The organism is Bacillus licheniformis DSM 13 = ATCC 14580, from assembly GCF_000011645.1.
GTDB lineage: Bacteria > Bacillota > Bacilli > Bacillales > Bacillaceae > Bacillus > Bacillus licheniformis.
Genome location: NC_006270.3, coordinates 4187024 through 4209683, shown reverse-complemented (window position 1 = coordinate 4209683; position 22660 = coordinate 4187024). Strand labels below are relative to the sequence as shown.

Genomic DNA, 22660 nt, shown 5'->3' with positions numbered 1-22660 from the left:
GTGAACGATGTTGGCCGATAAAGAATTTGGCCTGAATGACGTGGTCGAAATGAAAAAGCCGCATCCCTGCGGGACAAACCGCTGGAAGATCATTCGGATGGGAATGGATATCCGGATCAAGTGCGAGGGCTGTTCACACAGCGTCATGATCCCGCGCAAAGAGTTTCAAAGAAAGCTGAAAAAGATATTAGTTAAGCATGAGGAGTCCGAAAGTTAATCTTGGCGGACCTCCTTATGCTTTTTTTCTGTCTCAATGAAAAATGAATTTTCATCTAGTTTGTATGATTGAAAAGCAAGTTTTGTCAGCTTGTCTTTTATTGTAATCATCCTTATAATTGTTGCAGGTTTAACATTTACGACTACACACGGATGTTCATTATAGAGGAGATGAAACAATGGCTTTAACAGCTGGGATTGTTGGTTTGCCTAACGTTGGGAAATCAACCTTATTTAATGCAATTACTCAGGCCGGGGCAGAATCGGCCAACTACCCGTTTTGTACGATTGATCCAAACGTCGGGATCGTAGAGGTGCCTGATGAGCGTCTGCAAAAGCTGACAGAACTCGTCAATCCGAAGAAAACCGTTCCTACCGCATTTGAATTCACCGATATCGCAGGCATTGTAAAAGGAGCATCAAAAGGAGAAGGGCTCGGAAACAAGTTCCTGTCCCACATCCGCCAAGTAGATGCGATCTGCCATGTTGTCCGCTGTTTTGCCGATGACAATATCACACACGTGTCCGGGAAAGTAGATCCGATTTCGGATATCGAGACGATTAACCTTGAGCTGATACTGGCTGACCTTGAAACCGTGGAAAAGCGGATCGGGCGGGTCGGAAAGATGGCCAAGCAAAAAGATAAAGAAGCCGTGTTTGAATTTGAGATTTTGACAAAGTTAAAAGAGGCGTTTGAACAGGAAAAGCCGGCCCGCTCTGTCGAGTTCTCCGAAGAGCAGCAAAAGGTGTTGAAGCAGCTTCATCTGCTGACGACAAAACCTGTCTTATATGTAGCTAATGTCAGCGAAGATGAAGTGGCTGATCCTTCAGGTAACGAGTACGTTCAGAAGGTCCGGGAATTTGCAGCTGCTGAAAATGCGGAAGTCATCGTCGTCTGCGCAAAGATTGAGTCCGAAATTGCAGAGCTTGAAGGCGAAGAGAAGGCGATGTTCCTTGAAGAACTCGGCATTGAAGAATCCGGTCTCGATCAGCTGATTAAAGCGTCCTACTCCCTCCTCGGACTTGCTACTTATTTTACAGCGGGAGAACAGGAAGTCAGAGCTTGGACATTTAAAAAAGGAATGAAAGCCCCTGAATGTGCGGGCATCATCCATACGGACTTTGAACGCGGATTTATCCGTGCGGAAACGGTCGCCTACGACGATCTGCTTGAAGCGGGAAGCATGACCGCAGCAAAAGAGGCCGGAAAAGTCCGCCTTGAAGGGAAAGAATACATTGTTAAAGACGGCGATGTCATTCATTTCCGTTTCAATGTATAACGCAGTTGAAATAGGACAAGAGCTTTGATATAATATAAAATTGTGAGTAATAGGATTATTGCTCCTTGCCCAATATAATGGGCCGCTTAGTCCAAAAGGAGGTGCAAATACAAATGAGAAAGTACGAAATCATGTACATCATCCGCCCAGACGTTGATGAAGAGTCTAAAAAGGCTGTTGTTGAGCGTTTTAACAACATTTTAACAACTAACGGTGCGGAGATCACTGAAACAAAAGATTGGGGAAAACGCCGTCTTGCATACGAAATCAACGATTTCCGCGACGGATTCTACCAAATCTTAAACGTTCAAGCTGGAGCTGAAGCAGTTCAAGAATTTGACCGTTTAGCTAAAATCAGTGACGACATCATTCGCCACATCGTGGTTAAAGAAGAAGAATAAACAGAATTGAATTATATACTCTAAAGCAAAAGGATGGTCTCTCAATATGCTTAACCGAGTTGTTTTAGTCGGCAGACTGACAAAGGACCCAGAGCTTCGTTATACTCCTAGCGGTGCAGCTGTTGCCACCTTTACGCTTGCTGTCAATCGTACGTTTACGAATCAGCAGGGTGAACGTGAAGCTGATTTCATCAACTGTGTTGTCTGGAGAAGACAAGCCGAAAACGTTGCAAATTTCCTTAAAAAAGGAAGTCTTGCGGGTGTAGATGGACGTTTGCAAACGCGCAGCTATGAAAATCAGCAGGGACAGCGTGTATACGTCACGGAAGTTCAAGCTGAAAGTGTTCAATTTCTGGAGCCTAAAGGCGGCGGTTCTGGTTCCGGCGGTTACAGCGGAGGCCAGGGAGGCCAACACTTTGGCGGCGGACAAAATGAACCGGCTCCATTCGGCGGCAGTCAAAACAATCAGAATCGCAATCAAGGCAACAGCTTCAATGACGATCCATTCGCAAATGATGGAAAGCCGATTGACATCTCTGATGACGACTTGCCATTTTAATGGATGACGGACGAATAAAATAAAACCAGAACAGAAAGGAGGGAAATAACGATGGCAGGAGGACGCAGAGGCGGTCGTGCGAAACGCCGTAAAGTGTGTTATTTCACTTCCAACGGCATTACGCACATCGACTACAAAGATGTAGATCTTCTTAGAAAATTTATCTCTGAGCGCGGTAAAATCTTACCACGCCGTGTAACAGGAACAAGCGCGAAATACCAACGTAAATTGACTGTTGCAATCAAACGCGCTCGTCAAATGGCTTTACTTCCATACGTAGCAGGCGAGTAAGCCGATAAAAGGAACAAGACCCAATGCGGTCTTGTTCTTTTTTTATTTATCAAAAGCCGGGTCGTTTCCTTCAGCATTCAGGTTTTCTGCTTGCCAATACGAATTCGCTTTATATCGCCGAGGACTGCGAGGTAGAACACGAGCCCGAGCAGTAATACAAATCCGGCTACTAAAAAGCTGAGCGTAAATGAACCGGTCACATCGACCAGATAGCCCGTTAATGAAACCGCGATAATCCCTCCGAATAAGTTATTTGCCAAATTGACCATTGAACTGAGCAGAGAGATGGAACCAACCGGTGCAATATCGGCTGATATCGACCAGCCGATAGGCGCGGTCGCAGATATTCCGGCTAAGCCGACGGAAATGCAAATGATCGCAATCGTGATGTTGTGCGTGAAAACAGCTCCCAGAAAGGCAAATCCAAGGCTCATGCCGATTACGATAATGGTCTGGTATACCTTTGTATTCGAATGCCCCTTTTGAATTAAAAAATCGACGAGCCATCCGCCCACAACGATTCCGGAAACCGTCGATATCAGCCAGGGAACCGCTGTAAACAGCCCTGAGGACATAATGTCCATTCCGTATGTTTCTTTAAAGAAGGTCGGCAGCCAGGTTAAGAGCAGGTTGAATGTATAGCCGTAACCCGTAAATCCGATCATCAGCCCCCATACTTTACGGTTTGTCAGCATCGCTTTTAAAGCAATAAGCGTCCGTTCCGAGATATCTTCCTCTGATACGGCATTATGCTTTTGAATATAATGGAGCTCTTCCTTTGAGATTCGTTTGTGCCGATCGGGCTGTTCATAATACAACCAGAAAAATACGGTGAACAGTACATTAATGATTCCGATCGTTAAAAAAGCGGCTCGCCAGTCGAATGTCGTAACTAAAAAGGCTACGAGAGGCGCGCCGATGACATTCGCGAACTTGGCTGCCGAGTCAAACAAGGAATTGGCAAGGCCGCGCTCATTAGGCGGAAACCATAAGGCCGTTGCTTTGGATGCGGCAGGAAAAGCTGAAGCACTCGTCAGCCCGATTAAAAATCTGACAATATAAAGAAGCAGTTTTCCCTGTAAAAAAGCCAATATAATGGTTAGAAAACTCCACAAGGTCATTCCGACCCTTGTCACCCAGGCAACGCCGTACTTATCCAAGAGACTCCCCACCGGAATCTGCATCAGCGTGTATGAGTAGGTATAGATGGAAAAGACGATGCCTAATTGGGTTGCCGTCAATTGAAAGGAATCCTGTATCGCAGGAGCTGCGACTGAAATGGCAACACGGTCAAAGTAATTTAAAATGATCATGCTGCTTAATAAAGAAGAAATATACCATCTTGTATGCCCCGGCCGTTTTTCCAGCTCTTGCGCCATGTTGAAACCCCCTCTAATCCTTAGATTGGACTCTTTTCAAAATTACATTCTTAATTTCTTCGTGTTTATTTCCACGGGAGTGCGGGGAGTAAACGGCCGCGGCAAAAAAAACCATATAGACATTTTGATACAGGTTTGCTAAAGTGAAACATGTTAAAAACAGATGGCTTCTATGAGAGTTAGAAGCAAATGATCACGAACGAGGTGTTGAATCTTTGAATGTTAAACAATTAAATAGCGAATGGTTTTCTAATGTACGGGGGGATATCCTTTCGGGTATCGTCGTAGCGCTTGCTCTCATTCCTGAAGCCATAGCGTTCTCCATCATTGCGGGTGTAGACCCGATGGTAGGTTTGTACGCATCTTTTTGTATCGCCGTTGTCATTTCCTTTACGGGCGGCCGTCCGGCGATGATATCAGCCGCGACCGGGGCGATGGCTCTTTTGATGGGAACTTTGGTCAGAGATCACGGGCTTGATTATTTATTTGCTGCTACGATTTTAACGGGAATCATCCAATTAATATTTGGGGTGCTGAAGATTGCGCGCTTTATGAAATTTATTCCGCGGTCGGTTATGGTAGGTTTCGTAAATGCGCTGGCCATTTTAATCTTTATGGCGCAGGTTCCTCATTTTGTTGGAGTTTCGAATATGACGTATGTTGTGGCCGGTATTACGTTGTTGATTATCTATGTTCTTCCCCGCTTTACAAAAGCCGTTCCATCTGCACTTGTTGCCATTATTGCGATGACTGTATTTGCCATTTTCGGTCATTTTGATCTGCGCACTGTCGGTGATTTGGGAGAAATGAAGCAATCATTGCCTGCCTTTATGATTCCCAATATTCCTTTCAATTTTGAGACATTGGCCATTATTTTTCCAACAGCCTTTGCGCTTTCCATCGTTGGCTTGCTTGAGTCATTATTAACCTCTTCTATTGTTGATGATATGACGGATACGGAAAGCGACAAAAACAGGGAAAGCCGCGGACAGGGCATCGCCAACATTGTCGCCGGTTTTTTCGGAGGCATGGCGGGATGCGCGATGATCGGCCAGTCTGTGATCAATGTAAAATCAGGAGGAAGAGGCCGCTTGTCCACCTTTGTTGCCGGTGTCTTCTTAATGTTTTTAATCATGGTGCTGGGCGACTGGGTCGTACAAATTCCGATGGCAGCTTTGGCTGGCGTGATGATTATGGTATCGATCGGGACGTTTGACTGGTCTTCGTTTAGCATGTTAAGAAAGGTGCCGCTGACGGATTCCATTGTCATGATTGTAACCGTCGTTACCGTTGTGGCCACCCACGATTTATCAAAAGGGGTTTTCGCCGGCGTGATTTTAAGCGCAATCTTCTTCGTAGCGAAAATCTCCAAACTAAAAATTGAAGAAAAGTCAGAAGAAAACGCGGTCAAGTACATCATCAAAGGACAAGTTTTCTTTGCATCGGTTCAAGATTTCGTAAACTCCTTTAAAACGGGAGAGCAAACGAAAAAGGTCATTCTTGATTTTTCTGAGGCCCATATATGGGATGATTCCGCTGTGGCGGCTATCGATAAAGTCGTTTTGAAAATGAAAGAGCAAGGAATAGATGTTGACTTGATTGGATTAAATGAATCCAGCTGGAAGCTGGTCGAAAAATTAGCAACCTATGATCAACCTCATCGTTCAGTGTCAAATCACTAAGAAACGGGTGATGAAGGGTGTATAGACATATACTGCTGGCTGCTGACGGTTCCAAGCATTCTGAAAGAGCTGCCGATCATGCGATTCATCTGGCTTCCATGTCAAACGAAGCGGTCGTCGACATGATTTATGTATTGGATTATGCGAGAGCAAAACATGAAGTCCTGCATAGCGAAAACCGTACAGAACTCGAACGCGAACGGCGCAGCAGGCTGCTGTCGATAGAAAATAAATTAAAACAGGCGGCCGTTCCCTATCAAATGACGATGCAGCACGGGGATCCGGGCCCGGCCATTGTATCGTACGCCAACCATCATGATGTTGATATCGTGATTATCGGAAGCAGGGGGCTGAACACTTTGCAGGAAATGGTGCTCGGAAGTGTCAGCCATAAAGTGGCGAAAAGAGTGAAGTGTCCGGTTTTAATCGTAAAATAGCAAAAAACAGAGCCAGTGAGGATTCTATCCTCGCTGGCTTTTTTATCTCATCGATATCGCTTTTTGCGCATGCATGGCGTCGCCTTTTAGCAGGTCGACGAGGTTATAGGCGGGATATAAGCCTCTTTGGTACATAAAATAAAAAACTTGTTCATGCAACTTAATGGCCGCATTGATTTGTTTAACAAGCACTCTCCTGAGCTCGGGCGTCGCCGTTTCCGTGATCGCAATCGCATAGTTTCGAACGGTCGTTTTCGCCAGCACCAACAGATCACCCGCATCAAAATACAAGTCAGCCCGTTCATCCTCCCGCTGAAATGCTGGAGCTTTTGGCAAAAAGGGAAGAAGCTCTCTTAAATTTTGCTCCAATGCTTTTGCTGACACGCTGTAAAGCTGTCTTAACTGAGGGTCGCTGATTTTCTTCATGCTTTTCTTGATCTTCACCAATCCGACAGACTGTGCCGCGATTAGTTCATGCAACTCCAACGTTTCATGCCAAGCCAATGTTTTTGTTGTCATTCATATTCTCCTTTATTGCTTTTTCTTAGTCAGCATATGCCCATTACCGTCTAAAGGTTAAGAAGAATCTGAGGGACGTTTTAGACCGTTTTGGAAAGGGGAAGTCAAATAATACGGGATTTTTGCATCTAAGTGACAACAGTGAGAGGTGATCAATGTGTTGGATATGTTGAAGGACTTTTTTCTATTTTTGAGCGGAGGGCTTCGCGTGACGCTTCTGGTCGCAGTTTTGATTATATTGTTGCTGATCAGAAAGGCGAGAAAGAAAAATAAAGAAAAATCGGGGTTTCTCGACTGACACTGTTTCACATGGAACATTCGCTCGCTTTCAAGCCTTATGATCGTTTTACTTGCGATTTGACCTTATGTTAGAATAAAGAAACAATGAGAGAAGGCCGAGACCTGCTCATCTCATCGTCTTTATTTGAAAATGAAATTGCGACGTTAGAAAAGAGCAGTCGTCTATGCTGCTCTTTTTGATTCATGACATTTCAACATACGAGGTGAACAAGTGAAACAAACAAGAGCTTTAGTAGAAGGCGCTATCATGGTCAGTATTTTTGCCGTTTTGCTGATGATCAGCCTCTATATTCCTTTCATCGGAACCATTCTTTTATTGACGCTGCCGCTGCCTGCAATGGTTCAAACGATCAGGCACGGTCTAAAGCCGGGGATTTCGGTGGGGTTGGTCAGTTTACCCGTTTCATTGATTGCCGGTTCCTTAGGCGGACTGATGTTTGCTATTCCAGTAAGTGCCGCGGGCGTGATCATGGGCTTTTACTACAGAAGAAAAGAGCCGGCCCAAGCGATTGCTGCAGCAGCCGTTACATATATGGTTTCGTTCGTCCTGCTGCTTATCATCAGCGTTCAGTTTCTTGGATTAAACTTAATAGAGACGGCCAATCAAGCATATAATGAAACATTCAAAACCTTTGAATCGAGTATCAAACAGTTTGGAAATGATAAAGAAGTGGCTAAGCAGATTGAATTGTTAAATGAGCAATTCAAACAGGCGCAATATTTATATCCAACGGCCATTGTGATATTTTCCGGAATCACTGCGTTTTTGAATCATCTGCTCGCAAAGCCGGTGCTTCGGCGCATCATACAAATACCGTCTCTGAAACCGTTCAGGGATATGAGACTTCCGCAAAGCATTATTTGGATCTATTTGTTGACGATTCTTCTGTCGCTGGCTCCCGTTGAAGAGGGCAGTGTATATTACTCTGTTCTGTTAAATGCGAGTCTCATCATGGGCTTTGTCTTGGTCATCCAAGGGTTTTCATTTGTGTTTTACTTTTGCCATGCCAAGAAACTGCCAACTGTCCTGCCGGTTCTTTTTTTAATTATCGGGTTGTTTTCGCCCCTGCTGTACCTTGTTCGCATCTTAGGTATAATTGATATAGGCTTTAACTTGAGAGAAAGAGTGAAAAAATCGTAGCCGCGATGTTCTCCAATGGTGAGGAGTTGATTTGAGTGCCAAGTTTTTATGAAAAACCGTTATTTCGATATCCCATATATTCTTTAATCGTCGTCACAATCATTTCTGTCCTCATCAACATTTATTTTAATTGGGTGGCAGGGGCGGCCGGCGTTCTGATTCTGGGTGTCATTTTGTACTTTTTGAAGCGGGCCGACTCCCAAATCAGAAAAGAGCTGGACGATTATATATCGACGCTGTCTTATCGTCTGAAAAAAGTCGGAGAAGAGGCGCTGCTTGAAATGCCGATCGGGATCATGCTGTTTAACGATCAGTACTATATCGAGTGGGCCAATCCTTTTATGGCGTCATGCTTTAATGAAAATACGCTCGTCGGCCGGTCGCTTTATGATACTTGTGAATCTGTCGTCCCTTTGATTAAGCAGGAAGTGGACACAGAAACGATTACGCTGAATGAGCGGAAATTTAATGTGGTCATCAAACGGGAAGAAAAGCTGCTTTATTTCTTTGATGTCACAGAGCAGACGCAGATTGAAAAACAATACGAAAATGAAAGAACGGTTCTTGCCTACATCTTTCTCGATAATTACGACGATGTGACGCAAGGGCTTGATGACCAGACCAGAAGCTCGATAAACAGTGAAGTAACATCGCTTTTGAACCAGTGGGCCCAAGAGTACGGCATTTTCTTAAAACGGGTTTCCTCTGAGCGGTTCATCGGCGTATTAAACGAACATATTTTAAGCGAGCTAGAAGCATCAAAGTTTTCGATTCTTGATGAAGTTCGGGAGAAGACATCCGTTCATACCATTTCCTTGACGTTAAGCATCGGAATCGGTGCATCTGTTGCCTCGTTGAAAGAGCTCGGCGATTTGGCGCAATCCAGCCTTGACTTGGCGCTGGGACGCGGAGGAGATCAGGTGGCAATCAAGCAGCCGAACGGGAAAGTGAAGTTTTACGGCGGTAAGACGAATCCTATGGAAAAACGGACGCGCGTCAGAGCCCGGGTCATTTCACACGCGCTCAAGGAGATTGTCTCTGAAAGCAGCAATGTGATAATCATGGGTCATAAGTTTCCCGATATGGATTCGATCGGATCAGCCATCGGGATTTTGAAGGTCGCACAGGCAAACGGCAAAGACGGCTTTGTCGTGATCGACTCCAATCAGATCGGTTCAAGTGTTCAAAGACTGATCGGGGAGATTAAAAAATACGAAGAACTGTGGTCCAGGTTTATTACGCCGGAAGAGGCGCTTGAGATCGCAAAAGACGACACGCTGCTCGTGATCGTTGATACGCATAAGCCTTCTTTTGTCATTGAAGAAAGGCTGGTCAATAAAATTGAAAATATCGTCGTTATCGATCATCATAGAAGAGGGGAAGAGTTTATTAAAGACCCGCTGCTTGTCTATATGGAGCCGTACGCTTCATCTACAGCGGAGCTTGTGACAGAGCTGCTCGAATACCAGCCGAAGCGCTTAAAAATCAACATGATCGAAGCAACAGCTCTTTTGGCCGGGATTATTGTCGATACGAAGAGCTTCTCGCTGCGCACCGGCTCCCGTACGTTCGATGCGGCGTCTTATCTGCGCGCAAAAGGCGCTGACACTGTATTGGTGCAAAAGTTTTTAAAAGAAACGGCCGATCATTATATTAAAAGGGCGAAGCTTATCCAGCATACCGTTTTTTATCAAAACGGCATCGCCATTGCATCGCTGCCGGACGATGAGGCGGACGAATACTTTGACCAGGTTATCATTGCACAAGCCGCGGATTCTCTTCTGTCTATGAGCGATGTCGAAGCGTCATTTGCTGTGGCGAGAAGAGACGAGAACACGGTATGTATCAGCGCAAGATCGCTCGGCGAAGTAAATGTTCAAATCATTATGGAAGCGCTCGAGGGCGGCGGTCATTTAACCAATGCTGCGACACAGCTGACCGATATCACGGTTGAAGAAACGCTCCGCCGACTGAAAGAAGCGATTGACGAGTATTTCGAAGGAGGCATTCAGAAATGAAGGTAATTTTCTTACAGGATGTTAAAGGCAAAGGGAAAAAAGGCGAAGTGAAAAATGTAGCGGATGGATACGCGCACAACTTTTTGATCAAAAAAGGGCTGGCTGTTGAAGCGACATCCGCCAATATCAGCGCGCTTGAAGGTCAGAAGAAAAAAGAGAAGAAAGAAGCGGCTGAAGAACTGAAATCTGCGAAAGAGCTGAAAAAACAGCTTGAGGAGATTACGGTGGAGCTTTCAGCCAAGTCCGGAGAAGGCGGCCGTTTATTCGGCTCCGTGACAAGCAAACAAATTGCAGATGCGCTGCAAAAAGGCCATCAGTTAAAAGTCGACAAACGCAAAATCGAATTAAACGATGCGATTCGCTCATTGGGATATACGAATGTTCCCGTGAAGCTCCATCCGGAAGTACAAGCAACACTGAAAGTTCACGTGAAAGAGCAATCATAAAGTAACAAAGCCCCTTCCTCAGAAGGGGCTTATCTTTTATTCCGTACGTTTTCTCATTTCATTCGCCAAGAATTCGACGTCTGTACCGATGATCACCTGCACCTCGTGCTGATTGAGCTTGACGAATCCCTTCGCTCCCATGGATTTCATCGCGCTTTCATCCAGCTTGGAAGCATCGCGGACCTTGAGGCGGAGGCGGGTCACGCAGTTGTTCAGCGTCTCGATGTTTTCTTTTCCGCCAAGCGCTTCGATGTATTTGTCCGCAAGGGTTTCGTATTTAGACGATCCTGTGTCAGGGCTGACAGCGGTGTTTTCCTGCTCATCGTCATCTTCTCGTCCAGGCGTTTTCAAATTGAGCTTCGTTATCAAGAAATAAAAGATGATGAAATAAATAATGCCGTAAACAAGACCAAGCGGAAGCAAGAGCAGCGGCTTTGTGGCGATTCCAAAGTTTAAGAGATAGTCGATCGTCCCGGCTGAAAAGGTAAAGCCGTGATGGATGCCGAGCATATTGGTCACGGTCATGGCGCTTGCGGTTAACAAGGCATGAATACCGAAGAGAAGCGGCGACAGGAACATGAATGTGAACTCAATCGGCTCTGTGATTCCGGTTAAAAATGATGTGAACGCCAATCCGATCAGCAACCCGGCCGTTGCTTTGCGGCGATGCTTTTTCGCAGCGGCAATCATCGCCAGACACGCCGCAGGAAGACCGAACATCATGATCGGGAAGAACCCTGTCATAAAGGCGCCGGCGCTTGGATCTCCGGCAAAGAACCGGTTCATGTCACCCGTTTTGCCTGCAAATTCTCCAAAGACCATCCAGACCATGTTGTTTAAGATGTGATGAAGGCCGAGCGGCAAAAGCAGCCTGTTTAAAAGACCGAATATCCCGACCCCTAATGCCCCCGCATGAATGATCCATCCTCCAATGGCGTCAATTGCCTGCTGTGCATAAATCCAGACGAAGCCGAAAATGCCTGCAAGAATGATGGAACAGAAGGCTGTCATAATCGGAACACTGCGTTTTCCGCCGAAGAAACCGAGCCAGTCAGGCAGCTTTGCATCTTTAAAGCGGTTATACATGACGGCGGCGACAACGCCTGCAATAATCCCGCCGAGAACTCCCATGTTCAGGTCCTTATTGATGGCTGCTAAGCCGCCTGTCAGGACAAAATAACCGATGGCTCCGGACAGAGCGGCGGCCCCGTGGCCATCCTTTGACAATCCGATCGCAACGCCTATCGCAAAGATAATCGGAAGTTGGTCAAGAATTGATTGTCCTGAAGCAGCGATAAACGGAATGTTTAACAGGTCTTCCCGTCCCAGTGCGAGCAGGAGGCCCGCAGCAGGAAGAACGGCAATCGGCAGCATGAGCGCGCGGCCGATATTTTGAAGAAATCCCAACATAGTTAAAACCCCTTTCGATGATATTGAATCGCTTTTTTCAAATGTCCATTTTCATGGGATAAACAGCGGCGGGCAACTTCAAGCGTTCCGTTTGTCAACGTCATAAAGATCGCTGCCTTGATGTCATTGCCGCTTTCTTTTAAAGCTTGCAGAGCCTCATCCTCCGATAACCCGGTGGTATTCATCAGAATGGTGACAGCGCGCCCGGCTAATTTTTGATTGAGCAGCCTCATATTCACCATCTCGTTTTGATAGACGCGGCCAAGCCTCACCATTGCCGCTGTTGACAGCATGTTCAAGATCATTTTCTGAGCGGTTCCTGCTTTCAGCCGCGTTGAACCGCGGATAATTTCCGGTCCTGTTTGAACCTCAATCGCGATATCGCTTAATTTGCCCGCTTCTGTATCCGCGTTGCAGCTGATCGAAACAGAAGCGGCTCCGATCTGTTTGGCATAGGATAAAGCGCCGAGGACATAAGGGGTCGAACCGCTCGCAGTGACTCCGATTAAGACGTCATCTTTCGAGAATGATTGCGCTTTCAGGTCAGCGACGATTTTTTCACGGTCATCTTCATTTTCTTCAAGAGGCATCCACATTGCGTCATATCCGCCGGCGATCAGGCCGGTCCAACGGCTCTCGTCAATAGAGAAGGTCGGCGGCAGTTCCGCGGCATCAAGAACTGCGATTCTGCCGCTTGTGCCGGCGCCTGCGGTAAACACTCTTCCGCCTTGCTCAAAACGGCTGACAATCGTCTCCGCCGCTTCAGCGATCAGGGGAAGGCAGGGCGTAATGGCGCGAGGGACTGTGTGATCCTCCTCATTCATCAAGGTGACGATATCTAAAGCATTCATTTCATCAAGTGCTGTGCTTTTGTCGTTCGTATTCTCTGTCTTCCTCATTGGTCTTTCCTCTTCATATCAATGACGAATTTATAGCGGTCGCCTCTGTAAACGGATTTGACCACTTCAAACGGTCTGCCGTCGTCCAAATAGCTCAAGCGTTCAATGAGCAGGACTGGTGCGCCTTCCTCTATGTCGAGAGGCTCGCTCTCTGCCTGAGAGGCAATCGCCGGTTCTAGTGTTTGCGCGGCCCGGTCGATCGTAAGGGAGAGCGTATTTTCGACATAGTCGTACAAAGATGCGCTCATAATGTCTTCGGTCAGGCCGTTAATGAAGTCGGCGGGCAAATAGGAGATTTCATAAGCCATCGGGATGTCATCGGCGAGGCGGATCCGTTTGACTTCATAGACGGAAGCCCCTTCACGTATCTCCAGTTTGCGCGCTGTGCTCTGGTCGCACGGGATGACGCCGAAGCCGAGCATTTTCGTGCCGGGCCTCATGCCCCTTGATTTCATGTCCTCGGAAAAGCTTGTCAATCCTTTGAGAGGCTGCTCAATTTTTGGCTCGGCAATAAATGTCCCTTTTCCCCGCTGCCGGACGAGAATGCCTTCATTGACGAGATTGTTAACCGCCTGTCGAACGGTCATCCTGCTCACCTCATATTTTTCTGCGAACTCTCTTTCAGAAGGAATGAGGTCGCCGGGTTTCAAATCTTTTGTTTCGGCAAGCTTTTTAATTTCGGTCTCAATCTGATAGTAAATCGGAATGTGGGAATCTTTTTTGATCAAAAGGCCATACCCCTTTCTTTCACGATTGATAAAGCATCGCTGTCCGCTATGATGACGACGTCTTGGTGCGTTTTTAAGACGGAAGCGGGGGTGTCTTCATTTGGTTCTTCAGTGAGCAGCTTCGCCAAGATGCCGGCTTTTTTCTCTCCTGAAACGAGCAGCAGGATCTGCTTGCTTTTCATGATCGTGGAAATGCCCATCGTTATTGCTTGCGACGGGACGGCGTCATAGGAATCAAAATAGCGGGCATTGGCTTCTTTCGTTGATTGTGTCAGTTCAACCGTATGCGTTTTCGATGAAAATGGGGTGCCCGGCTCGTTAAATCCGATGTGGCCGTTCAAGCCGAGGCCGAGCACTTGAAGATCAATGCCTCCAAGCCGCTCGATCAGCGCTTCATAGCGGCTGCATTCGGCATCCTGGTCACAAGCCATCCCGTTCGGAAGATGGGTGTGGCTGAGCGGGATGTCAATGTGATCGAAAAGCTGTTTTTTCATATAGAATGTATAGCTGTTTTCATGATCCGGGGAAACGCCGACATACTCGTCTAAGTTAACAGTATAGACGTGCTTGTAAGTCGTTTTATTACGCGCATGATCTTCCCTTAAAACCTGATATGTGCCGAGAGGCGTTCCTCCGGTTGCAAGGCCGAGAACAGGTGCAGATAAGCGATTCACTTGCTCGATGATGAATCGGGCGGCTGATTGGCTCATGTCCTGATAATCTTTAGCTTCAATGATCTTCATGGTGAAACCTCCCTTTTGCTGAAAGCAATCACGCCTTTGCAAAGCGTCATCACAACTTCATTTTTTTCATTTAAAATGATCAAATCGGCATCTTTCCCGCTCCGTATGCTGCCTTTCCGGTCATAAATATGAAGCTGTCTGGCAGGATTGACTGCTGTCATGTAGACGATATCTTCGAGTGAACATCCCGTAAAATCCATCATGTTCAGTGCAGCCTGGTTCATCTTCAAGATGCTGCCGGCAAGCGTACCATCCCGTAAAACGGCTTTATCGCCTTTTACGAACACCTCCTGTCCGCCTAATGTATAGGTTCCATTTTTCAAGCATTTTGCGCGCATGGCATCCGTAATTAAAATGATGCCTTCTTTCTGTTTTTGCTGAAATGCCAGCTTGATGACGGCAGGGTGAACATGGATGCCGTCGGCAATGACTTCAGCCTTCAGTTCATCATGCAGAAGAGCGCTACCGGCAGTCCCCGGCTCGCGGTGGTGCAGCCCCCGCATGCCGTTGAACAAATGGGTGACATGGGAGAGGCCGGCCTTAATCCCGGCTTCCATCTCTTTGAGTCCGGCGTCGGAATGGCCTGCGGATGCGATGACCCCTGTTTCCTTCAAAAAGGAAATTAGTTCCAAAGACCCTTCCAGCTCTGGCGCAAGTGTGACTAATTTAATGTTATTCCCTGAGATGCGCTGCCATTCTTTAAATAACGAAAGATCCGGCGCTATAATGTCATCCGGCGGCTGGGCGCCGCACCGCTTTTCTGAAATAAAAGGGCCCTCTAAGTGAACGCCTAATACTTCGGCTGTTCCGGGCCGTCCGCCGGCTTCCTTATACCGGTGAACGTTTGCCAGCGCATGCTCGATCGTGGCTTTATCTTGGGTCATCGTCGTCGCCAGGAAGCTTGTCGTTCCTTCTTTCGGCAGGGCTTCAGCCATTGTTTGCAAAGCCTCGGCTGTTCCGTCCATGACATCTGCGCCGTTTGCCCCGTGAATGTGGACATCGATCATGCCCGGCAGCACTTTGAAGTTCTCCGGAAATGTCAGCTGTTCTGCCGTTTGTGCGGAAGCTGGAATATCAGCCATTGGTCCGTAAGCCTCGATTTTTTCTCCATTCGTCAGAAGAAAACCGTCTTCTATCATTCCATTTTCACTGTAAATATGAAGATGTTTAAAAATATAGCGTTGAGATGGTTTGGTTTTCACAGTCAAAAGTCCTTTCTTGAAAACGTTATCATCAGTATAGAACATTACAACTCTAGTTGTCTAGACCAATAAGTGAATTATTTTTGTCAAATCTGATCATACGGCATCACGGTTTATTTGGCCGCTGGTTTGTCAGGTTATATTCCAAAAAAAAAGCCGGCTTATCTGCCGGCTTCGTTATGCTGCTTTAGCATAGATATATTGATTTCTTCCCGCACCGAGTCCTGCACCGATCAAAGCGACCAGCGCGCCGATGAACAGTAAAATCGGTCCGTTCCATGAGTGCATGTGATCGTAAAGAAAACCGACAAAGCTTGGACCAATCGCTGCCAGCAAATATCCGGCGGATTGCGACATCCCTGATAATGCCGCGGCTTGATCGGCATTTTCGCTTCTCAGCCCGATTAAAGTCAAGGCTAAACTGATGCTGGACCCTTGTCCAATTCCGATTAAAATGACCCATAGCGTCAGCATCGCTGTACTGCCTCCGTACAATAGCCCTGACATCCCCGCCAAGTATAGGATGCCGAGGGCGAGCACGATGCTTTTCTGGTTTTGAAACCGCCCGGCGAGAACCGGAGTCAAAAATGTCGACGGGAGGCTGGCAAACTGCATCAGCGACAGCATCCAGCCGGCAAGCGACATGCTCATCCCGTGCGAGCGGAGAATTTCAGGCAGCCAGGCGATCGTGCAGTAAAACAAAAACGACTGTATGCCCATAAAGAATGTGACCTGCCAGGCAATTTTCGAGCGCCAGACCGTTTGGCCGTCTGCCTTTAAGCTGACCGTGCGGTTTCCCGTATCATGATAGCGGAGCTGGGGAACCCAGATCAAAATCGCAACAAACGCGAGGCCCGCCCAAACCATGAGCGACGCGCTCCATCCCCACGCTAAGCCGTGCGACAACGGAATGCTGATCCCTGATGCGAGCGCCGCAAAAATCGACATGGCTGTTGTATAGAAACTTGTCATAATTCCCGCTTTGTCAGGAAATTTATGTTTGATCAGGCTGGGCAGCAGCACATTGCAGATTGCGATGCCGACTCCGATCAATGCGGTTCCTGCAAATAATGTAATAGATTCTCCGTAAGAGCGCAGCAAAATTCCGATCAATAAGATGACCAATCCGACCCAGAGGGTTCTCTCATTGCCAAGCTTCTGTCCGAGCTTAGGGGCGACCGGGGACAGGACGGCGAACGATAACAGCGGCAGCGTCGTCAAGAAGCCGGCCATGCCGTTCGTCAAATCCATATCCGAGCGGATCGAACTGATCAATGGCCCGACAGCTGTAATAGCCGGTCTTAAATTAAAAGCGATAAATATGATTCCTGCAATCAAAAAGATATTGTTCAAACGGGCGCGTCGAGCGTCAATGTAATGCATGCTGTATTCTCCTTTGCTTCCAGGTGGAAAAGTGACATGAAAAAGAAACCCGGACCATCATCCAAGGTTACTATTGATCTTTCTTCTGAATTTCGGCAATTTTCGCAAGCAGGATATGCTGCGGCAAATGCATGATTTGTTCAAGAGGAAGATTTAAGGTTTCCGAAAGTTTTTGCGCCGTTTCGGCAGAAATTTGTAAAGGTTTCATAAAGTCCTCCATTTTATATTGTACCCCAGCGCGCAGAGTACGCAACAGTGAATATTGACTCCAATATATATTGTAACATCATATGACAAGTGAGTTGGAAGAAAAAGAAAAAAGCGATATAAATAAAGCGGAGGTGATCGTCTTGAAATCGACGATATCGGAGCTGAAAAAGAAATTGTATGAACAGCAGATCAGAGCAAAAGGGCTTTACACATTTGAAGAGTACAAAGATATGCGCAATGTGCTGCAAACGCTGCGGATGAAATTTGCGGCCTATGAAGAATGGGATTTGTACCAACATGCGACCGATTTGATGGTCAGCATTCCCTTGAAAAACAGTTGGAACAGCCGGGTGGATTAATTGTGGAATCTTTAAAAAAACACCTCGGCCGAGGTGTTTAATAAGACCGTTCGTCTTCTTTGTTGTCCTGCCGGTCATAGATGACAAGCTTCGCAGGACGGTTCTCTTTCGCCATCTCTTCTCCTTTTTCCACGGCCTCTGTCCTTGTATCATAAAGCTCAACAGGCGCCGTATCTTCCAGTTTCAAAAACCACCCGTCTGTCTCGGCATTTGGTGATACCGTATAAACCTTCATGAAAAACAACCTCCCGAAACTTGTTTACTGATTTGTTTCCCGTATAGATCAGGGAAGCAAACATTCCGACAGCTGTTCTCCCTTTCTATGAAAATATTTCTACAACATGCGATTCTGCAAGAGTCTATTTTTTTTCTGTAAAAATGGTAAAATAGACGTTGGGTTATTTTTAAATGGGAGGACGGTGCTTAACATGACAGATCTTCTGAATGACAGGCTGCCGCCGCAAAATATCGAAGCCGAACAGGCCGTGTTAGGTGCTGTTTTTTTAGAACCATCAGCTTTAACTTTGGCGTCAGAAGTCTTGATTCCAGATGATTTTTACAGAATGTCGCACCAAAAAATATTTAACGCCATGCTTGTTCTTGGAGACCGCGGCGAGCCTGTAGACCTGGTGACGGTGACATCAGAGCTTGCGAACACGGACCTTTTGGAAGAGGTTGGCGGCATTTCTTATTTGACGGATATTGCAAATTCTGTGCCGACTGCGGCTAATATAGAGTATTATGCAAAAATCGTGGAAGAAAAATCGATTCTCCGCCGCTTGATCCGTACAGCAACGACGATTGCCCAAGACGGATATACAAGGGAGGATGAAGTCGAAGACCTCTTAAGCGAAGCAGAAAAAACGATTATGGAAGTCGCCCAGCGCAAAAACTCCGGGGCCTTTCAAAATATTAAAGATGTTCTCGTTCAAACCTACGATAATATTGAACAGCTCCACAACAGAAAAGGGGACATCACCGGGATTCCGACAGGTTTTACCGAGCTTGACAGGATGACGGCGGGCTTTCAAAGAAACGATTTGATCATCGTAGCCGCCCGTCCGTCAGTCGGCAAAACCGCTTTTGCCTTAAACATCGCCCAAAACGTGGCGACGAAAACCGATGAAAGCGTCGCGATCTTCAGCCTTGAGATGGGCGCCGAGCAGCTGGTCATGCGGATGCTCTGTGCGGAAGGCAACATCAACGCCCAGAATCTCCGGACCGGAAACCTGACGGAAGAGGATTGGGGCAAGCTGACAATGGCGATGGGAAGCTTATCAAACAGCGGAATTTTCATCGATGACACACCGGGAATCCGCGTCAGCGAAATCCGTTCCAAGTGCAGACGTTTAAAGCAGGAGAACGGCCTCGGCATGATTTTGATCGACTACCTGCAGCTGATCCAAGGAAGCGGCAGATCAAGTGACAACCGCCAGCAGGAAGTATCGGAAATATCCCGTGCGCTGAAAGCGCTGGCGAGGGAGCTTGAAGTTCCGGTCATCGCCCTTTCACAGCTTTCCCGGGGCGTCGAACAGCGCCAGGATAAGCGTCCGATGATGTCGGACATCCGGGAATCGGGAAGTATCGAGCAGGACGCCGATATCGTTGCGTTCCTGTACCGTGATGATTACTATGACAAAGAATCTGAGAATAAAAACATCATTGAAATCATTATTGCAAAACAAAGGAACGGCCCGGTCGGGACCGTCTCACTCGCTTTTGTAAAAGAATATAATAAGTTCGTCAACCTGGAACGCCGGTTTGATGACGCGGGTGTTGCGCCTGGTGCATAAATCCCTGAGACATGTTCTCAGGGATTTTTCTTTTTTCTTGCATTGCGGTTTTTACCGATTTCAAATAAACCCGTCGCTGTTAATCCGGCCAGTCCTCCTGACCATAAACGGAGCACCAGTTCAAGGTCTGTAAAAGGATATGCTGCGGCACCGATCAGCAAACCTATCAAGAGTGAAACGAGCGGAATCAAATTTTTCGGCATTTTGACCGTCTTCTTCACCAATTCGACCAAAGCCAAAATGATCGGCGATAAAACTGATGCAAAAATTAATACCGTCTCCATCGGCATCTCCCTCCTTACTTATTGAATATTTGCGTTGTCGGTTTTTTATGTATCTTTGTCCAAGAAAAACGGTTTTTTTAAGATTTGACTTACAGACTGTCTATTAAAAAGAAAATATATGAAATTCGCTTTATAATAACGAACAAAAATGTTCAACGTTAAAATTAATGTTCGGATTTACAATTGACTTTACGGGATGACACTGATAAACTGAATGTGTTTGATATTGATATCGTTTGAAAAGGTTAACGGAGGTGCACGGATATGTCTTCAGTAGTTGTTGTAGGTACGCAGTGGGGTGACGAAGGAAAAGGCAAAATCACCGATTTCCTTTCCGAAAATGCAGAGGTAATCGCACGGTACCAAGGCGGAAATAACGCAGGACATACGATTAAATTCAACGGGGTAACGTACAAACTGCATTTGATTCCATCCGGTATTTTTTATAAGGATAAAACGTGTGTGATCGGCAACGGAATGGTTGTTGATCCGAAAGCATTGGTAACGGAGCTGGCTTATCTTCATGAGCGGAACGTCAGCACGGACAACTTGAGAATCTCCAACAGGGCCCATGTCATTCTGCCGTATCACTTAAAGCTTGATGCGGTCGAAGAAGAGCGGAAAGGGGCCAATAAAATCGGCACGACGAAAAAAGGAATCGGCCCGGCTTATATGGATAAAGCCGCTCGCGTCGGAATCCGGATCGCCGATCTGTTGGACAGGGACGTTTTCGAAGAAAAGCTCGCCCGCAATTTGGAAGAAAAAAACCGTCTGCTAGAAAAAATGTATGATGCGGAAGGATTTAAAATAGAAGACATTTTAGACGAATACTATGAGTACGGCCAGCAGATCAAACAATATGTCTGCGATACGTCCGTCGTCTTAAACGACGCACTTGATGACGGCCGCCGCGTCTTATTCGAAGGGGCGCAAGGAGTTATGCTTGATATCGACCAAGGGACATATCCGTTTGTCACGTCTTCAAACCCTGTCGCCGGCGGCGTGACGATCGGCTCAGGTGTAGGACCGACAAAAATCCAGCACGTCGTTGGTGTGTCGAAAGCTTACACAACGCGTGTCGGAGACGGTCCGTTCCCAACAGAGCTGAACAATGAGATCGGAGACCAAATCCGTGAGGTCGGCCGCGAATACGGAACAACTACAGGTCGGCCGCGCCGCGTCGGCTGGTTTGACAGCGTGGTTGTCCGCCATGCCCGCCGCGTCAGCGGAATTACCGACCTTTCATTAAATTCAATTGACGTATTGACCGGTATTGAAACATTGAAAATCTGTGTCGCTTACAAATACCGCGGCGAGATCCTGGAAGAGTTCCCGGCAAGCTTAAAAGCGCTCGCTGAATGTGAGCCTGTCTATGAAGAAATGCCGGGTTGGACCGAAGATATCACGGGCGCGAAAAGCTTGAGCGACCTGCCTGAAAATGCCCGCCATTACCTTGAGCGAGTTTCTCAGCTGACAGGCATTCCGCTTTCCATTTTCTCAGTCGGTCCTGACCGCTCTCAAACAAATGTGGTGAGAAGCGTTTATCGTCCGAACTAAATTCTAGAAGAGCCTCTGCAGTCCGCAGGGGCTTTGTTTTTCAATGACAAGGAGGGCAAACGGATGGAACGTGTCGATGTTGTATATTCATTCGCGGAAGAGAACAACATTCTGATGGTGAAAAACAAGAAAAATCAATCATGGACATTGCCGGGCGGCAAGGTGGAAGCTGGAGAATCGCTGACGGAAGCCGCGGCGAGAGAAATGAAGGAAGAAACTGGCTATGGAATTCAGCCTCTTGATATTTTAGCCGTAAATGAAGCGGTGATCAGCAGCGAGCATGTATATTTCATCGTCTTTAGAGCACGGATCACCGACCGTCCGGATGCCATCACGTTTGACGAGAACATTGTTGAAGCCAAGTGGGTGCCGCTTCATGAAGCTGACCGGCTGTTGTCTGTATTCCATCCGAATGGAATCATGCACTGGCTGAACCGCGAAGGGGCGGAGTATCATCACGAAGGGAAAAAATAATAGAAAAAAATAAAAAAATATATTGCCACTTCTGTTCGTTCTATGATAATATAAATCTCGTTGTTGCGAAAACAACGAGACGAGCCATTAGCTCAGTTGGTAGAGCACGTCCGAATACGCTTCGGAGAATTCGCTTCAGCGTACACATCGAGAGACATCCCGAAAAAGCTTCCTGAGATGTGGACGTCGTTATTTTAAGGGTGTCATTTAATCTTGAGCCATTAGCTCAGTTGGTAGAGCATCTGACTTTTAATCAGAGGGTCGAAGGTTCGAGTCCTTCATGGCTCACCATTTCCCTGGCCCGTTGGTCAAGTGGTTAAGACACCGCCCTTTCACGGCGGTAACACGGGTTCGAATCCCGTACGGGTCATTGATTTACTTTAGCGTTATTGCTAAATCCCCGCTTGCTCCGGAGGAGACCACGATTCTTCTCCGCAGCAGGTACTGTAATCATGCAAGGTCCGGTAGTTCAGTTGGTTAGAATGCCTGCCTGTCACGCAGGAGGTCGCGGGTTCGAGTCCCGTCCGGACCGCCATTTTATAAAAAGTTACATACATACCCGGCTCGGTAGCTCAGTTGGTAGAGCAACGGACTGAAAATCCGTGTGTCGGCGGTTCGATTCCGTCCCGAGCCACTCTAAAAAGCGCGTCTGTTTTTAAGCAGATGCGTTTTCTTTTAGCTGAAATCAATGAAATAAAAATGCTGAAGGAATGAAAAGGAGAAAAAAAGGGAGGCCGGTAACCCGGCCGAAGAAGAAGACGTTACTATATAGACGGCTTTGAAGCATAAAATGTTTCATTTTTCAGTAAAAAAAGTCACAAAAATTTAATTGTTGTGATAAAAGCGGAAAAATAAAGCGTGGATTTAATTTCCAAACGTTTTCCTTTGAACTATTTTTTTAACTTTTGCTTCATAAACGTTATAATGTATAAGAAATCTATTTCGATTT

Annotated in this window: 26 protein-coding genes and 4 tRNA genes; 19 read left to right on the top strand and 11 right to left on the bottom strand. The window is 46.7% G+C overall.

Going from position 1 to position 22660, the window contains the following annotated elements; translation table 11 throughout:
* Positions 1 to 10: 10 nt before the first annotated feature.
* The 5 genes from TRNA_RS42965 to rpsR all read left to right on the top strand — a co-directional run bounded on the left by TRNA_RS42965 (position 11) and on the right by rpsR (position 2747).
* Complete coding sequence (locus TRNA_RS42965; protein ID WP_011201785.1) at positions 11 to 217, top strand: DUF951 domain-containing protein; 207 nt, start codon at positions 11 to 13, stop codon at positions 215 to 217.
* A gap of 178 nt (positions 218 to 395) precedes the next feature.
* Complete coding sequence (gene ychF, locus TRNA_RS42955; RefSeq protein ID WP_003178027.1) at positions 396 to 1496, top strand: redox-regulated ATPase YchF; 1101 nt, start codon at positions 396 to 398, stop codon at positions 1494 to 1496.
* A 113-nt stretch (positions 1497 to 1609) separates the two neighbouring features.
* Positions 1610 to 1897: a 30S ribosomal protein S6 gene (rpsF, locus tag TRNA_RS42950; protein WP_003178026.1), complete on the top strand. Its 288-nt coding sequence runs from the start codon at positions 1610 to 1612 to the stop codon at positions 1895 to 1897.
* Positions 1898 to 1943: 46 nt separating this feature from the next.
* Entirely contained in the window at positions 1944 to 2456 is a 513-nt protein-coding gene (gene ssbA / locus TRNA_RS42945) for a single-stranded DNA-binding protein SsbA (protein ID WP_003178024.1), read from the top strand.
* 51 nt (positions 2457 to 2507) lie between these two features.
* On the top strand, positions 2508 to 2747 hold the full coding sequence (rpsR, locus tag TRNA_RS42940; protein ID WP_003178022.1) for a 30S ribosomal protein S18: 240 nt from the start codon (positions 2508 to 2510) through the stop codon (positions 2745 to 2747).
* Between the two features lie 77 nt (positions 2748 to 2824).
* On the opposite strand, the gene TRNA_RS42935 is transcribed toward rpsR, so the two are convergent.
* Entirely contained in the window at positions 2825 to 4126 is a 1302-nt protein-coding gene (locus tag TRNA_RS42935; RefSeq protein ID WP_009330030.1) for an MFS transporter, read from the bottom strand.
* A 215-nt stretch (positions 4127 to 4341) separates the two neighbouring features.
* Here TRNA_RS42935 and TRNA_RS42930 point away from each other — a divergent pair, with 215 nt between their 5' ends.
* Together TRNA_RS42930 and TRNA_RS42925 are read left to right on the top strand one after the other, a co-directional pair.
* Positions 4342 to 5808, top strand: a complete 1467-nt coding sequence (locus tag TRNA_RS42930; RefSeq protein WP_003178015.1) for a SulP family inorganic anion transporter — start codon at positions 4342 to 4344, stop codon at positions 5806 to 5808.
* A 17-nt stretch (positions 5809 to 5825) separates the two neighbouring features.
* On the top strand, positions 5826 to 6245 hold the full coding sequence (locus tag TRNA_RS42925) for a universal stress protein (RefSeq protein WP_003178013.1): 420 nt from the start codon (positions 5826 to 5828) through the stop codon (positions 6243 to 6245).
* A 42-nt stretch (positions 6246 to 6287) separates the two neighbouring features.
* Here TRNA_RS42925 and TRNA_RS42920 read toward each other — a convergent pair whose 3' ends face one another.
* Positions 6288 to 6764, bottom strand: coding sequence for a spore coat protein (locus TRNA_RS42920; protein WP_009330029.1), 477 nt, complete (start codon positions 6762 to 6764; stop codon positions 6288 to 6290).
* Between the two features lie 166 nt (positions 6765 to 6930).
* Between TRNA_RS42920 and TRNA_RS43790 the strand changes: the two genes are divergently transcribed.
* The 4 genes from TRNA_RS43790 (at position 6931) to rplI (ending at position 10669) form a co-directional block, all read left to right on the top strand.
* Positions 6931 to 7062, top strand: coding sequence for a hypothetical protein (locus TRNA_RS43790; RefSeq protein ID WP_229098623.1), 132 nt, complete (start codon positions 6931 to 6933; stop codon positions 7060 to 7062).
* A 213-nt stretch (positions 7063 to 7275) separates the two neighbouring features.
* Positions 7276 to 8205: a YybS family protein gene (locus tag TRNA_RS42910; protein ID WP_009330028.1), complete on the top strand. Its 930-nt coding sequence runs from the start codon at positions 7276 to 7278 to the stop codon at positions 8203 to 8205.
* 35 nt (positions 8206 to 8240) lie between these two features.
* The gene (locus TRNA_RS42905; RefSeq protein WP_009330027.1) at positions 8241 to 10223 is read left to right on the top strand and encodes a DHH family phosphoesterase; all 1983 of its coding nucleotides are present in this window, start codon (positions 8241 to 8243) and stop codon (positions 10221 to 10223) included.
* Positions 10220 to 10669, top strand: a complete 450-nt coding sequence (rplI, locus tag TRNA_RS42900; protein ID WP_003178003.1) for a 50S ribosomal protein L9 — start codon at positions 10220 to 10222, stop codon at positions 10667 to 10669. The genes TRNA_RS42905 and rplI overlap by 4 nt, the downstream gene beginning before the upstream one ends.
* Positions 10670 to 10705: 36 nt before the next feature.
* Here rplI and nagE read toward each other — a convergent pair whose 3' ends face one another.
* The 7 genes from nagE to TRNA_RS43525 all read right to left on the bottom strand — a co-directional run bounded on the left by nagE (position 10706) and on the right by TRNA_RS43525 (position 17242).
* On the bottom strand, positions 10706 to 12079 hold the full coding sequence (gene nagE, locus TRNA_RS42895) for an N-acetylglucosamine-specific PTS transporter subunit IIBC (RefSeq protein ID WP_003178000.1): 1374 nt from the start codon (positions 12077 to 12079) through the stop codon (positions 10706 to 10708).
* 2 nt (positions 12080 to 12081) lie between these two features.
* Positions 12082 to 12978 (bottom strand): N-acetylmuramic acid 6-phosphate etherase, encoded by an 897-nt coding sequence (gene murQ, locus TRNA_RS42890; protein WP_009330026.1) that lies wholly within the window; start codon positions 12976 to 12978, stop codon positions 12082 to 12084.
* Positions 12975 to 13706 carry a GntR family transcriptional regulator gene (locus tag TRNA_RS42885; RefSeq protein WP_003177996.1) on the bottom strand — a complete coding sequence of 244 codons (732 nt, stop codon included), beginning with the start codon at positions 13704 to 13706 and terminating at the stop codon, positions 12975 to 12977. The genes murQ and TRNA_RS42885 overlap by 4 nt, the downstream gene beginning before the upstream one ends.
* On the bottom strand, positions 13703 to 14449 hold the full coding sequence (gene nagB, locus TRNA_RS42880; RefSeq protein ID WP_011198499.1) for a glucosamine-6-phosphate deaminase: 747 nt from the start codon (positions 14447 to 14449) through the stop codon (positions 13703 to 13705). Before nagB ends, TRNA_RS42885 begins: the two co-directional genes overlap by 4 nt.
* Positions 14446 to 15696, bottom strand: a complete 1251-nt coding sequence (gene nagA / locus TRNA_RS42875) for an N-acetylglucosamine-6-phosphate deacetylase (protein ID WP_009330024.1) — start codon at positions 15694 to 15696, stop codon at positions 14446 to 14448. Before nagA ends, nagB begins: the two co-directional genes overlap by 4 nt.
* Before the next feature lie 132 nt (positions 15697 to 15828).
* Positions 15829 to 17034, bottom strand: a complete 1206-nt coding sequence (locus TRNA_RS42870) for a CynX/NimT family MFS transporter (protein ID WP_003177989.1) — start codon at positions 17032 to 17034, stop codon at positions 15829 to 15831.
* Positions 17035 to 17104: 70 nt separating this feature from the next.
* Positions 17105 to 17242 carry a YycC family protein gene (locus TRNA_RS43525; protein ID WP_009330022.1) on the bottom strand — a complete coding sequence of 46 codons (138 nt, stop codon included), beginning with the start codon at positions 17240 to 17242 and terminating at the stop codon, positions 17105 to 17107.
* 133 nt (positions 17243 to 17375) lie between these two features.
* Between TRNA_RS43525 and TRNA_RS42865 the strand changes: the two genes are divergently transcribed.
* Positions 17376 to 17603, top strand: a complete 228-nt coding sequence (locus TRNA_RS42865) for a hypothetical protein (protein WP_370684014.1) — start codon at positions 17376 to 17378, stop codon at positions 17601 to 17603.
* 37 nt (positions 17604 to 17640) lie between these two features.
* Here TRNA_RS42865 and TRNA_RS42860 read toward each other — a convergent pair whose 3' ends face one another.
* A complete protein-coding gene (locus tag TRNA_RS42860; RefSeq protein WP_003177982.1) occupies positions 17641 to 17838 on the bottom strand; it encodes a DUF2188 domain-containing protein in 198 nt (65 codons plus the stop codon).
* Positions 17839 to 18031: 193 nt separating this feature from the next.
* Between TRNA_RS42860 and dnaB the strand changes: the two genes are divergently transcribed.
* Positions 18032 to 19396: a replicative DNA helicase gene (gene dnaB / locus TRNA_RS42855; protein WP_003177980.1), complete on the top strand. Its 1365-nt coding sequence runs from the start codon at positions 18032 to 18034 to the stop codon at positions 19394 to 19396.
* Between the two features lie 17 nt (positions 19397 to 19413).
* Here dnaB and TRNA_RS42850 read toward each other — a convergent pair whose 3' ends face one another.
* Positions 19414 to 19680: a holin gene (locus tag TRNA_RS42850; RefSeq protein WP_011198496.1), complete on the bottom strand. Its 267-nt coding sequence runs from the start codon at positions 19678 to 19680 to the stop codon at positions 19414 to 19416.
* 264 nt (positions 19681 to 19944) lie between these two features.
* On the opposite strand from TRNA_RS42850, the gene TRNA_RS42845 reads away from it, so the two are divergent.
* The 6 genes from TRNA_RS42845 to TRNA_RS42820 all read left to right on the top strand — a co-directional run bounded on the left by TRNA_RS42845 (position 19945) and on the right by TRNA_RS42820 (position 22345).
* Complete coding sequence (locus TRNA_RS42845; protein ID WP_003177974.1) at positions 19945 to 21237, top strand: adenylosuccinate synthase; 1293 nt, start codon at positions 19945 to 19947, stop codon at positions 21235 to 21237.
* A gap of 63 nt (positions 21238 to 21300) precedes the next feature.
* Positions 21301 to 21711 (top strand): NUDIX hydrolase, encoded by a 411-nt coding sequence (locus TRNA_RS42840; RefSeq protein ID WP_011198495.1) that lies wholly within the window; start codon positions 21301 to 21303, stop codon positions 21709 to 21711.
* A 215-nt stretch (positions 21712 to 21926) separates the two neighbouring features.
* Positions 21927 to 22002 (top strand) — tRNA-Lys (locus TRNA_RS42835).
* Between the two features lie 7 nt (positions 22003 to 22009).
* Positions 22010 to 22081 (top strand) — tRNA-Glu (locus tag TRNA_RS42830).
* A gap of 88 nt (positions 22082 to 22169) precedes the next feature.
* Positions 22170 to 22246, top strand: a tRNA-Asp gene (locus tag TRNA_RS42825).
* Between the two features lie 26 nt (positions 22247 to 22272).
* Positions 22273 to 22345: transfer RNA gene (locus tag TRNA_RS42820), tRNA-Phe, on the top strand.
* Positions 22346 to 22660 lie beyond the last annotated feature (315 nt).